This window comes from Rhodococcus sp. 27YEA6 (assembly GCF_044908235.1).
Taxonomy (GTDB): domain Bacteria; phylum Actinomycetota; class Actinomycetes; order Mycobacteriales; family Mycobacteriaceae; genus Rhodococcus_F; species Rhodococcus_F qingshengii.
Genome location: NZ_JBIYCY010000040.1, coordinates 1 through 12,105, shown reverse-complemented (window position 1 = coordinate 12,105; position 12,105 = coordinate 1). Strand labels below are relative to the sequence as shown.

The 12,105-nt window shown below is 64.3% G+C and carries 11 protein-coding genes; 5 read left to right on the top strand and 6 right to left on the bottom strand.

Features of this window, described 5'->3' with window-relative positions:
* The first annotated feature begins 135 nt into the window (after window positions 1-135).
* Window positions 136-1,302, top strand: coding sequence for a site-specific integrase (locus tag ABH939_RS32575; RefSeq protein ID WP_039868144.1), 1,167 nt, complete (start codon window positions 136-138; stop codon window positions 1,300-1,302).
* 32 nt (window positions 1,303-1,334) lie between these two features.
* On the top strand, window positions 1,335-2,354 hold the full coding sequence (locus ABH939_RS32570; protein ID WP_404650717.1) for a recombinase: 1,020 nt from the start codon (window positions 1,335-1,337) through the stop codon (window positions 2,352-2,354).
* Window positions 2,355-2,941: 587 nt separating this feature from the next.
* Here ABH939_RS32570 and ABH939_RS32565 read toward each other — a convergent pair.
* The 3 genes from ABH939_RS32565 to ABH939_RS32555 are packed head-to-tail and all read right to left on the bottom strand — an operon-like array spanning window position 2,942 to window position 5,133.
* Complete coding sequence (locus tag ABH939_RS32565) at window positions 2,942-3,619, bottom strand: zf-HC2 domain-containing protein (RefSeq protein WP_151097330.1); 678 nt, start codon at window positions 3,617-3,619, stop codon at window positions 2,942-2,944.
* A complete protein-coding gene (locus tag ABH939_RS32560; RefSeq protein ID WP_006898178.1) occupies window positions 3,616-4,167 on the bottom strand; it encodes a sigma-70 family RNA polymerase sigma factor in 552 nt (183 codons plus the stop codon). The genes ABH939_RS32565 and ABH939_RS32560 overlap by 4 nt, the downstream gene beginning before the upstream one ends.
* The gene (locus ABH939_RS32555) at window positions 4,168-5,133 is read right to left on the bottom strand and encodes a DUF302 domain-containing protein (protein WP_039868152.1); all 966 of its coding nucleotides are present in this window, start codon (window positions 5,131-5,133) and stop codon (window positions 4,168-4,170) included.
* Window positions 5,134-5,402: 269 nt separating this feature from the next.
* On the opposite strand from ABH939_RS32555, the gene ABH939_RS32550 reads away from it, so the two are divergent.
* Window positions 5,403-5,807 carry a Fur family transcriptional regulator gene (locus ABH939_RS32550; RefSeq protein ID WP_006898181.1) on the top strand — a complete coding sequence of 135 codons (405 nt, stop codon included), beginning with the start codon at window positions 5,403-5,405 and terminating at the stop codon, window positions 5,805-5,807.
* A gap of 93 nt (window positions 5,808-5,900) precedes the next feature.
* Window positions 5,901-8,096: a catalase/peroxidase HPI gene (gene katG / locus ABH939_RS32545; RefSeq protein ID WP_202427316.1), complete on the top strand. Its 2,196-nt coding sequence runs from the start codon at window positions 5,901-5,903 to the stop codon at window positions 8,094-8,096.
* A gap of 257 nt (window positions 8,097-8,353) precedes the next feature.
* Here the strand turns inward: katG and ABH939_RS32540 are convergent, their stop codons facing one another.
* From ABH939_RS32540 to ABH939_RS32530, 3 genes are read right to left on the bottom strand one after another with little or no spacing between them, the layout of a single operon-like run.
* Window positions 8,354-8,989 (bottom strand): class I SAM-dependent methyltransferase, encoded by a 636-nt coding sequence (locus ABH939_RS32540; RefSeq protein WP_151097334.1) that lies wholly within the window; start codon window positions 8,987-8,989, stop codon window positions 8,354-8,356.
* Between the two features lie 3 nt (window positions 8,990-8,992).
* The gene (locus tag ABH939_RS32535; RefSeq protein ID WP_051999705.1) at window positions 8,993-9,424 is read right to left on the bottom strand and encodes a DUF5313 family protein; all 432 of its coding nucleotides are present in this window, start codon (window positions 9,422-9,424) and stop codon (window positions 8,993-8,995) included.
* Window positions 9,421-9,666 (bottom strand): DUF2892 domain-containing protein, encoded by a 246-nt coding sequence (locus tag ABH939_RS32530; RefSeq protein ID WP_006898186.1) that lies wholly within the window; start codon window positions 9,664-9,666, stop codon window positions 9,421-9,423. Before ABH939_RS32530 ends, ABH939_RS32535 begins: the two co-directional genes overlap by 4 nt.
* Before the next feature lie 135 nt (window positions 9,667-9,801).
* Between ABH939_RS32530 and ABH939_RS32525 the strand changes: the two genes are divergently transcribed.
* A complete protein-coding gene (locus ABH939_RS32525; RefSeq protein WP_151097335.1) occupies window positions 9,802-11,982 on the top strand; it encodes an MMPL family transporter in 2,181 nt (726 codons plus the stop codon).
* Window positions 11,983-12,105 lie beyond the last annotated feature (123 nt).

The window sequence follows — 12,105 nt, the reverse complement described above, 5'->3', positions numbered from 1 at the left end:
CTTTGAGCCGCACCGAATCCCGCCGGCTCAACCAAAATGATTCCTCCCAGGTCGATGCCGCGGAGAAACATCAGATTCAATGAGTCTGAACACGACCTGAGAAGCCTGTCGGGGGTGCTCGCTACAGTCCCTACCATGACAGAACGCCAGCCAGCAGACGGCCCGAACACTGTCCCAGCTGTCGTGTCGTGTGGCGCAGCGGTGTTTCCGGATCTGACGCCCGAGGTTGCCGCCCGGATAGAGCGGTCGATGGCTGCATCGCGGTCCGCCGGTACCCGCCGGGCTTACAGCTCGGCGTGGCGAGGCTTCGAGACCTGGTGCACCGCCACCGGACATGCCGCGTTGCCGGCGCATCCCGCCGTGGTGGCCGCGTATCTCGTCGCCGCGGCCGACACACTCACCGTCGACGGCACGCGGGCGTATGCGCCTGCGACATTCGGCAAATGGATTGCAGCGATCGCCGACCGCCACCGCAGCGCCGGCTACGACAACCCGTGCGGACACGAAATGGTGAAAGCGACTCTGGCAGGTGTTCGTCGGGATTATGCGTCGGCGGGGGAGCGGCCCCGCAACCCGCGGGCACCGCTGCTGACCTCCGACATCACCACGATCGTCGACCACGCGCGCCGCAGTGCTGTCGGGTGGGCGTCCGAGGTGCTCGAGCGCCGCGACACCGCGCTGCTGCTGATGGGCTTCACCGGCGCGTTTCGTCGCAGTGAACTCGTAGCGCTCGAATGCCGCGATGTCCGCCGCGACCGTCTCGACGGCGCGCACGTACAGATCCGGAAGTCCAAGACCGACCAGGCCGGCACCGGAGCAGTGAAAGCACTACCGTTCACCAACCGCCACGAGTCATGCCCGGTGTGCGCGTGGGTGCGATGGCTGCAGCTCGTCGCCGCGTTCGACACCGGCGGCAGAGTCGCCGTCATTCGGTTACTTTCCCGTGCAACACCATTCGACTCTCATGTGTGCCGGGGAGCATTGCCCGCCGCCGACAAATCTTCGCCGCTGTTCCGATCGGTCCGCAAGAATGGCAACCTCTCCGACACTGCGCTCTCCGGGGCTGCGGTGCACGCCGCGATCCGTCGCCGCGCCGCTCGCGCCGGCTTCGACCCCGAGACGGTCACACAGTTGGGTGGGCATTCGTTGCGGGCAGGATTCGTCACCCAAGCATTCCGCAACGGCGCAGACGCCCACGCCATCATGCGCCAGACCGGCCACACCACCCCTGGGATGGTCGAAATCTACGCCCGTGAGCACGCACCCATGCTCGGCAACGCCGTCACCGACCTCGGACTATGAAACCGGAATCGAACGGAATTACGTTCGGCTCGGTGGCTTATGGCATCTCGGGTCTCGGCCGCTCCGCAGGACACACATGGGCATTGTTCTGCGACTGGTGCGCTGCCAGCGACCGGTCGTCGCTGCCTGCTACACCGTCCACACTGGCAGAGTTTCTTGACCACCACCCTGCCGCAGTCGCCACGCAGCGTCGTCGAGTATCGGCTGTCAACGCTGCCCACCGCAGTCGCGGTATGGCCGAACCCGGTCGCTCGGTCCCCATTCGGCTCGCTCTCGCAGAGCGCCGCCGGGAACGTCTCACCGAAATCCGTGGCTGCGCTGCATCGATCATCGACGGCATTCTGTCGTCTGGATGGCCATACGGGCTGTTCGGGCGACGTGATGCACTGATACTCACCTTGGTTTCTGCCGGACTGACTTACCGTGACATCAGCACTCTGCGCCGCGGCGACATCGAGGTCGCAGGGCCGGACCTGATCGTTTCCGGCCTGCACCGGGTCACCCCGACCATGCTCGGCAGTTACGGTGAGTCCGGTCCGGTGTCGGTGTACCGGCGCTGGGCGCAACTTCAGTCGATGTTCGATCGCTCCGCGAGTATCTCGATGCTCCGTGAATTTCTCGACCCCGATCGCTCACCTTCGATGTCTGAGTCTCCGGTGGTGACAGCGCAGCACGCGGAGGAGCCGCTTGTGGTTCGTATCGACCGCTGGGGCTACACACCCTGGACACCGGAACCGCTCACAGTGCAGTCGCTGTCCGCACTGACGCGCGCTCACCTGAACGGTCGGCCGGCTGCGCATCGACCGCGCACCCTGTGGACGACGAACGACCCCGACAGTGCTGTTCTACAAGGAGCAGAACCAGGTCGATCGGGCTTCGTTCTGGACAATGCCTACTACGAGCACGGGATTCGTGCCCGGCGCGACGCACACATCCGCCTCGCCGAGCTCGACGATCGGTTCGACGACATCAATGACCGCGTCGACGATCTTTTGCGCACTCTCGTCGACATTCTCGACGAACACGACGGATGGGATCGCGGCGACTGTTGATGCTGTCTCTCGGGCAACTGGCATCGGCGGACTGATTGCACTGTCGGTGTGCTGTCGACCCATGGACACAGATGTCGACTTCCGTCACCGGCTCGATGTCTACGTCGATGAGTGGGTGCCCTTGGGTCGATGGCAGCACCGTCTTCGATACCCGACCGCCGAAACGACGAGACGACCGAAGGCGCGTCCAATTGTCGTCACAGTCATCGCAAACGACTACGAGTATGAGCCCCTGAGGGTGATATCAGCACATACCCATGGGGTACATCTGACCGTGTATACATCCGATGCTCGCTGGGTCGCCTCGGATAGCTAGGGGTCTCGGATCCTGCGACGTACGTGTCGTCGACATCCGTAATTTTCTGTGGGACACCCGACAGTGGGCTGCGGGTCGATTGGTTCTGGTGAGACGAGGAGACTGGTGTGATCGCTCGATGTCGCAGGTCGGACTCGGACTTCGATCCGGGGTACGTCGTGAGCGCCCCGACCTCCTTCGACTGCGGTCCAGCCACTCGGCCGGCCGTTCGACCAACATGCGGTTCGAGGCACCGCATCCAAACCTGGCCCGTGTCGGTGACGACTCGGTCTCAGCGAGAGGCCCGCGCGATCGTGTTGCCCGCCGGATCGTCGATCACGATCGAGTGGATGTCCTCGACAGAAAGGGACGTCGCGCCGGTCACCGCTGCTGCTCGGCTCGCGGTGACCGACCATTGAGCTGCTTGCTGTCGAGCCCCGTCGTTGCCGACCACCTGGAGAGTGAGGACGCCTGCGTCGGGGAGTTGTTGGACGTCGACGTCGATCGATGTGCCCCAGGCTTTCGTGGTGAGCTCGAGCTCACCTGTGGCCCCGACGGTGCTCGACAGAACGAGCGGGCGGGCTCCCGCATCGTTCACCGTTGTCGAATCGTCGGAGCGGGCGAGGCTACTGAGCGGGACGATCGCCGCAGCGACTCCCAGAACGAGGGTCGCCGACACCGCAGTCCACACTCGCCGCCGCCTCTTCTCGGAGGTCCGTTGCTGCCTCATCGCGCTCAGCAGGTGGTCGAGTCGCTGGTCTGCACCGGCCGTCGAGTGCACCGGTGAGAGATCTGCTGGCTGCCTTCGACGTCGAAGCACACCCGCGACGGGTGCCAGTACGTCGATTTCGGTTCGGCAGGCAAGGCAGTCGTCGAGATGTCGTCGTACCGCTGCTCGGTCGTCGCGCTCGAGTCCGTCGAGTACGTACGCCCCGAGCAGTGGTCGGATCTCGTCGTGCGCTGAGCTCATGGAATCAATCCCAACTCGTCGAAGATCCGGCGTAGGGCACGTACAGCGTAGTAGGAGCGGGACTTGACCGTGCCGACCGCGATATCGAGGTGTGCGGCCACTTCGGAGACGGTTCGGCCCTCGTAGTAGATGAGCACGATGACCGCTCGATGCTCCTCGGACAACCGGTGCAGCGACTCGTCTATGAGCCACCCGTCGAGGACCCCGCCCAATTCGTCGTCGATGCACTCGGCAGCGAGTGCGATCTGGTCGTGGACAAGAGTCGGCCTGCTCGTGCTCGCCCGCCACTGATCGGTGAGCACGTTTCGCGCGATCGTCATGAGATAGGACCGCGTCGATGCTGCTGTCACATCGATGCGGTCGATCCCGCGCCACGCACGCAACATCGTCTCCTGGACGATGTCCTCGCACTGCTCGCGGGTCTGGGTGTAGCGGCTGACGAATCGAGTCACTGCATGCTGGTGCTCGCGGAAGAGCGCCGACATGGCAACTTCGGACGCATCGACGAGCTGATGGTTCTGCTGTGAGCCGGATTCGACACCGTCCACCTAACTGCCCGAGCCGGAAGCGGCATCGGTGAAACCGGTCGTGGCGGCCTCGACCATGTCGAGAACGGGATTGGTCGGCGAGATCGAATGCCGAGCAGCGAGTACACGGATATCGGGATGAGCCACGTGAACGATCCCTTCGGAGTCCTGCCACGCCACGTATCGGGCGGGGAGGTCGATCCCCATGGTCTGCTGCGCTCCGACCAGCGCAGTCGAGACCGCAGGATTACCGACGTAGGTGACCATGGTGGGCCTCAGAGGTGTCTCGGCAGCGGCGGACGCGAGATCGACGGTGGCGACTGTGGGCTGATTCTTGGCCGCGAACGCTGCCTCGTATCGAGCGATGGACGCAGCAACCGATGCATCACTGGTCTTTTCGACCAGGTATCTCGGCGCTGTGGACACATCGGTGCCCTCTGCAGCGGCCGCCGAGGATCCCGTCGCATCGGACGCGGTGGATGCCGACCCGGCCCGGAGTCCGTCGAGGGCGTCGGACGACACCGGGATACCAGCGAGCGCCGCGATGTACTCCGCGGAGTTGTATGCCAGAAACACCGTCCCGTTGGCAGCCTGCCAGACCAGGTACTTCTGTGGAAGGTCGATCGCGGCCCGTTGATCCGCGGTGATCAACGGCGACGCCGCCTTCGGATTCCCCCCGATCACCACGGTGGTCGGACGGATCGTCTTACCTGTTCCCTGTGCCAACTTCTCGAAATCCACAGTGGCTGCCACAGTCCCCACCGTCTCGAGCGCGCGCTGGACCCGAGAGACCGTGTCACTCACGGAGTAGTTGCTGGCGTACACCACCAGACCGGGTTCGGACGGTGCTGCATCAGGTGTTGAGGCGCTCGGATCCGCCGACGTGGACACCGGAGTGCTCGACACAGCGACCGAACCGGTGGGTTCGGTGGAACCGCACCCGGCGAGGGCGATCATCGCCGCCGACGCCAGGAGCGACGTTGCCATACGGAACCTTGAAGTGTTCATCACGTGTCCTGTCCTCGGGCCCACGACTGCTGTGGGCTTCACTGTGGTGTACGCACACCGAGCCTGAGGGGTTCACCCGAACCGAAGATCCTCCGGCGATTGCTCCCCGCAATCTCGGTGCCACTCGGCGCGGAACGCGCTGGCTCTGCGCTCGCCGCCTCACATCAGTCCGTCGCTCAGTTTCCGGACTCATTCCAGAAAAGTCATGCATACTGGTCGATGTGAGCTCATCGTCGAACTACTCGGAGATGCTGCGTAGTGCTGCGCTCAGAGTCACCCGCCCCCGTCTGGCGGTGCTCGACGTGGTGCACGAACATCCGCACGTCGACACCGACACCGTCTACGGAGCCGTTCGGGCCACCCTGCCCGACGTCTCGCGCCAGGCCGTGTACGACGTGCTCCGCGCTCTGACCATCGCGGGACTGGTCCGGCGCATTCAGCCGTCGGGTTCGGTCTCCCGGTACGAGAGCAGGATCGGCGACAATCATCACCATCTCGTGTGCCGCAAGTGCGGCGCGATCGCCGATGTGGAGTGCGCCGTCGGCGAGGCTCCGTGCCTCACTCCGTCGGAGGCCCCTGGTTTCGTCGTCGACGAGGCAGAGGTCATCTACTGGGGCCTGTGCGAGAACTGCTCCACCAGCGTCAGCCCCTGATGTCGCGGCGCGGGAGCGCCGCGGAAATCAGATCATTCACCATCTTCTGGAGGGAAACTCGTGTCCGAGGACCACACAACACGCGAAAAAGAGATGAACCAGGACCAGCCACAGGAGTCGGGTGGCAAGTGTCCGGTCATGCACGACTCGATGCCGGCACCCGTCGAAGGCGGAAGCAACCGCGAGTGGTGGCCCAAGTCCCTGAATCTGAAGATCCTCAAGAAGAACCCGGCAGTCGGCGACCCCATGGGCCCGGACTTCGACTATGCAGCCGAGTTCAACTCTCTCGATCTCGCTGAGGTCAAGCGCGACATCGAAGCCCTGATGACGAACTCGCAGCCCTGGTGGCCCGCGGACTTCGGCCACTACGGCCCCTTCTTCATTCGCATGGCGTGGCACGCAGCGGGCACCTACCGCAAGCAGGACGGACGCGGCGGTGCCGGAGCAGGTATGCAGCGCTTCGCGCCGCTGAACAGCTGGCCCGACAATGCCTCGCTCGACAAGGCACGCCGCCTCGTCTGGCCGGTCAAGCAGAAGTACGGACGCAAGCTCTCCTGGGCCGACCTGATCGTGCTCACCGGCAACGTCGCCATCGAGTCGATGGGTCTGCCGACCTACGGCTTCGCCGGCGGACGCGTCGACGCCTGGGAGCCGGACGAGGACGTCTACTGGGGCCCGGAGCAGACCTGGTTGGGCGACGAGCGCTACCACGGTGATCGCACGACCCTCGACAACCCGTTGGCCGCAGTGCAGATGGGCCTGATCTACGTCAACCCCGAAGGCCCGAACGGTAACCCGGATCCCGTGCAGTCCGCACTGGACATCCGCGAGACGTTCGGCCGCATGGCCATGAACGACATCGAGACCGCCGCATTGGCTGTCGGTGGACACACGTTCGGCAAGACACACGGCGCTGCCGATCCCGACGCGCACATCGGGGCAGAGCCCGAAGGCGCTCCCATCGAACAGATGGGTCTCGGCTGGAAGAACAGCTTCCAGAGCGGCGTCGGCGCAGACGCGATCACCAGTGGTCTCGAGGTCATCTGGACCCCGACGCCCACGCAGTGGGACAACAGCTTCCTCGAGACGCTGTACGGATTCGAGTGGGAGCTCTACAAGAGCCCGGGCGGCGCGCACCAGTGGCGCCCGAAGAACGGCGAAGGTGCGGACCTCGTTCCCGACCCCGCCGATCCCTCCAAGCGTCGCCACCCGTCGATGCTCACCTCCGACATCGCGATGCGCGTCGACCCGATCTACGAGCAGATCACCCGGCGGTGGCTCGACCATCCCGAGGAGCTCGCAGAGGAATTCCAGAAGGCCTGGTTCAAGCTCACCCACCGCGACATGGGACCGGTCACGCGTTACCTCGGCCCCGAGGTTCCCGCGGAGCCCCTGCTCTGGCAGGACCCGATCCCGGCCGTCGATCACGAGCTGATCGGTGACGCCCAGATCGCCGAACTGAAGCAGGCCATCCTCGGATCCGAATTGACTCAGGATCAGCTGATCTCGGCTGCGTGGGCGGCGGCGGCGTCGTTCCGCGTCAGTGACAAGCGCGGCGGTGCCAACGGTGGCCGTCTGCGTCTGCAGCCGCAGGCCGGCTGGGAGGTCAACGAGCCCGACGAGCTCGCACAGGTCATCCGCGTTCTCGAAGGAATCCAGCAGTCGTTCTCCGGAACTGTGTCCTTCGCCGACCTCGTGGTACTCGGTGGCGTCGCAGCCGTCGAGCAGGCCGCCAAGAACGCCGGCGTCGACATCACGGTCCCGTTCACCCCGGGCCGCATGGATGCCACGCAGGAGAAGACGGACGTCGACTCGTTCTCCGATCTGGAGCCCAAGGTCGACGGTTTCCGTAACTTCCTGGGCAAGGGCCAGAAGCTGCCGGCCGAGTTCAACCTGGTCGATCGGGCAAACCTGCTCTCGCTCAGTGCACCCGAGATGACCGTGCTCGTCGGTGGTCTGCGCGTGCTCGGAGCAAACTTCAAGCAGTCGACCCACGGCGTTCTGACCGACAAGGTCGGCACGCTCACCAACGACTTCTTCGTCAACCTCCTCGACATGGGCACCGAGTGGGTTCCCGCCGCCGAGGAGGGCATCTACGAGGCCAAGGATGCCGCTACCGGTGAGAAGAAGTGGACCGGAACTCGTAACGACCTGGTCTTCGGCTCGAACTCCGAGTTGCGCGCCATCGCAGAGGTGTACGCCTGCGATGACGCCAAGGAGAAGTTCGTCCGCGACTTCGTCGCGGCCTGGGACAAGGTCATGATGCTCGATCGCTACGATCTGGCCTGATTTCTCCATCGAACCCCATCTTCACCCCCGTACCGACTCTCGGTGCGGGGGTGAAATGGGTTCAGCGTCGGAGCCTCGGCGTCGTTGCGAAGTCTCGGTGGGCTGATCTCGTCGCCCCTACATCCTGGGTTGTTCGCCGTGGGTGCGCGACAAGTGTGGGTGGATGGCAGAGAAGCAACTTCTCGAGTTCGTCGAGACCGAGATAGCCGGGCGTGGCCGGTAGTTCGTGCCGCGAGGATGGTGGTCCTTGCTCCCGTTCAGGCCACTTTCGTGGCGTGAAGACGCTCGACGAGACCGAGAGTGAACCGGTCGATGTCCTCGATGGAGAAGCTCTCGTCACCGGTGATCACGAGCGAGGGCCGGCGCAGAAAGTGCTCGCCGCCGATCGGGACGCTCACCAGTTCCAGGGCGCGTTGGATCCATCGAACCGGCCGGATCGACGAGGCGACGTGATCGGCGAGTAGCAACGTTCCACCCGGACGCAGCACCCGCGACATTTCCGCGAGCGCGATGTCCGTGGCGGGGATGGCGCAGAGTGAGAACGTGCACACCACGGTGTCGAAGGATGCATCGGGAAAGTCGAGAGCATGAGCGTCCCCGAGCGTCAGGTGCGCATCCGGTCTGACGTCGGCGGCGCGAAAGTGTGCCTGCGCGAGCATGTCCGGACTCAGCTCGATTCCGGTCAACGATGTCCCCGCCGGGTAGTGCTCGAGATTGAGTCCCGTTCCCACTGCGACCTCGAGAACCTGGCCTCGGGCGCGACTGCAGATCCAGGATCTGGTGTCGCGGAAAAGGACTCGGTCGAGGAAGGTCATGTGCTTGTCGTAACCGGCCGCTTGCTTGTCCCAGAATCGTTGCCATCGGGCGAGACGGTGCGTCGAATCGCCGACCATCGCTCAGTGCTCCCGGCCGGGAGCGATGGGTGCCGCGGCGGTGCGTGAGGCCTCGGACTCGGGGTGCGCCGCCAGATAGCGCTTCTTGACCAGCTCCGATTCCTGCGCTTTACGGGAGTTCGTGAGATCGCGGGGCAGCATGTGTCGCACGAGGCGGCGTTGCCGATTCTCTTCCATGTACGAGGCGGTGAAGAACAGCGAGAGCAGGACCGCCAGAAGCACCATGGAGCCACGCAACCACAGTTCACCCGGAAAGAACATGAACACGGCGTAGATGGGAAGAAACGGAACCTGGCCGCGGATCAGGTGCCGAACCACGGCGTGATTGCCCGTCAGATCGTTGGCCACCCAGTCCGTCATGGTCGAGGGCAGAGTGCGGCCGAAGGCGTAGCCGACCCACTGCCACGGCAAAGGGCGGGTCCTGTTGCGGTTCACCGGGTCGGGGTCGCTGTGCTCTGACGCATCCCCAGCCGCTTCATCAACAGGCTGGCCGGGCACCATCCGACTGCGGAATACAGCAGCAGATTCCCGCCGACGAATGCTGTCAGGACATGCCAGCGGCGGTCGTGAAGGGAACCGGCGGCGAGGCTGGCAAGGACCATGGTGCCCGCCAGCGCGGGGACTGCGCGTTCGATACTCGGTCCGCCGGGGCCGGTGAGGGTGTCGGTGCATGACATGCGGTAGATCCTCGCTTCTCTGCGTGTGGTGCGGTCGTCCGTGCATACCCTAGGGGGTAGATACGATGATACCAGCATACCCCTGGGGGTACCGTGTTACGGTTCCTCCATCTTCCCGACCAGTAAGGACACGATGTGAGTTCCACCGACGTTCGAACCGACGAGAGTTCTGCAGACAACTCGCCGCCAGGAATCACCGGCGGGCCGTTGGCGCGCTTCGGTGCGCGCATGGCAGGCAACTTCAAGTGGGTGGTCACCGCGTGGCTCGTGGTCATCATCGGATTGGGAGCGTTCGCCCCGTCGGTGTTCGGATCCCTCGCCGGTGCCGGGTGGCAATCCAACGGATCGGAGTCGGTCCAGGTTCGCGAACTCGCACAGGAGCACTTCGGCGGGAACTCCTCGGCCGCGATCCAGGTGGTCGTGCATTCGGACACCGAGCAGGTGACCGATCCCGCTGTCGCGGCGGTCATTTCCGAGGTCACCGACATTCTGGCCGCCGATTCGCGGATTTCCGAGGTGATCCCCCCGCAACCGGGAATGTCGATCAGCCCCGACGGACACACCGGGATCCTCATCGGTGGAGCGAACGGGACCACCGACGAGATGGTGAAGGCCGTCGACGATCTCAAAGGTGAGCTGACCGCAGCCTCCACGGACTCGATCGAGGTCTACCCGACCGGAGCATCGGCACTGTGGAGTGACTTCAACAAGGCCAACCACGACGCGATGATCAAGGCCGAAATCATCTCCTGGCCCGTCACATTGGCGATCATGGTGCTCGCGTTCGGATCGCTCGTCGCGGCAGGTCTGCCCTTGCTGTTGACTCTGGCCGGTCTGGTCGCATCCGCGGGTGGTCTGGTTCTGCTGAACGAAATCACACCGATCTCGGTGTGGGCGATGAACTTTGCGATGATGTTCGCGCTGGCGCTCGGTATCGACTACGCGCTCTTCCTCGTCGTTCGATTCCGGGATGCGCTCCGAAAGACCATCGACGCCGGACGGATCGACCCGCAGCGTGCAGTGGCAGAAACGATGGACACGGCAGGCAAAGCAGTCCTGCTGTCCGGTCTGACCGTGCTGATCAGCTTGTCTGCCGTGCTTCTGGTACCGGCACCTGCGGTACGCACGATGGCCGTGGGCATCATGCTCGCGGTGGTGTTCGTGCTCGCGGCCACCCTCACACTGCTCCCCGCAGTGCTGGGCAAGCTCGGACCGAAGGTCAATGCCGGCTCCCTCCCGTACGCGAAGCGTCAGGTGCACCGTTCGCCGAAATTCGCGTCCTGGGGTCAGTTGCTGCACAAGCATCCGTGGCCGTTCGCCATCGGCTCGCTGTTGATTCTGGTGGCGCTGTCGATTCCGGCTCTGGGTCTGAAGGTCGCCATGCCGTCCATTTCGGTTGTGCCCGAGGATGCTCCGGTCCGGCAGGGTTACGAATTGGTGCAGGCACAGATGGGTGAAGGTGCACCAGGAATGCTGCAGATCATCGCCCCCACGGCGGAGGCGGAGCAGACCGCGCAGATCGCAGCGAGCGTCGACGGCGTATCGATGGTGACGCCGCCCATGCCCGCCATGGATGGATCCGATTACGTCATGCTGCAGGCCATCCCGAACGTGGACCCGTCGGACCCCGCACTCGAGACCACACTCGACGCCTTGCGCGCCGAGCTGCCCGAGGGAGCGATCGTCGGCGGTGCACCCGCGGAGAACCTGGACCTGCAGACCGCGTTGAACGAGTACCTGCCGATCGTGGTGTCGGTGATCCTCGTGCTCGGATTCCTGCTGCTGCTGATCGCGCTCCAGGCACCGCTGATCGCCCTGCTGGGGACCGTGGTCAGCCTGCTGTCCACCGGCGCAGCATTCGGTGTGGCGAAGCTGATCTTCCAAGACGGTCACGGGGCGTCGCTGCTCGGATTCACCCCGCAGGGATTCCTGAACGGTTGGGGCCCGGTGTTCTTCTTCGCGATGATCTTCGCAATCGCGATGGACTACACGGTGTTTCTGCTGTCGAGCGTCAAGGAACACTACGAGAACACCGGTGATCCGCACGGTTCTCAGGTCGACGGAATGGCGCATTCGGGTCGGGTGATCTTCGCGGCGGCAGCGGTGATGATCGCGGTGTTCTTCTCGTTCGCGCTCGCCGAACCACTGCCACCCAAGGAGATGGGCATCATTCTGGGTGTCGCCGTATTGCTGGACGCGATACTCATCCGCTTGGTTCTGCTGCCGGTGCTCCTGCGCCTGACCGGCCATGCCGCATGGTGGTCACCCACGTGGCTACGAGCAGTACTACCCAAGATCGGCTTCTCGCACAGCTGAGACGCTCGCACAGTCGAGATGCTCACCATGGTGGTGGCCGATACCGTCCGGCGTCGGCCACCACGACCACTCTTACCCCTAGGGGTAACCTGGAGTTTCATCGAACGAAGGACTGAACGACAT

What these genes read in the sequence shown, in the direction of transcription:
- ABH939_RS32575 (WP_039868144.1), top strand. Translation starts at nt 136, where the DNA reads ATGACAGAACGCCAGCCAGCAGACGGCCCGAACACTGTCCCAGCTGTC.
- ABH939_RS32565 (WP_151097330.1), bottom strand. Translation starts at nt 3,619, where the DNA reads ATGAGCTCAGCGCACGACGAGATCCGACCACTGCTCGGGGCGTACGTA.
- ABH939_RS32555 (WP_039868152.1), bottom strand. Translation starts at nt 5,133, where the DNA reads ATGGCAACGTCGCTCCTGGCGTCGGCGGCGATGATCGCCCTCGCCGGG.
- ABH939_RS32550 (WP_006898181.1), top strand. Translation starts at nt 5,403, where the DNA reads ATGCTGCGTAGTGCTGCGCTCAGAGTCACCCGCCCCCGTCTGGCGGTG.
- katG (WP_202427316.1), top strand. Translation starts at nt 5,901, where the DNA reads ATGAACCAGGACCAGCCACAGGAGTCGGGTGGCAAGTGTCCGGTCATG.
- ABH939_RS32540 (WP_151097334.1), bottom strand. Translation starts at nt 8,989, where the DNA reads ATGGTCGGCGATTCGACGCACCGTCTCGCCCGATGGCAACGATTCTGG.
- ABH939_RS32530 (WP_006898186.1), bottom strand. Translation starts at nt 9,666, where the DNA reads ATGTCATGCACCGACACCCTCACCGGCCCCGGCGGACCGAGTATCGAA.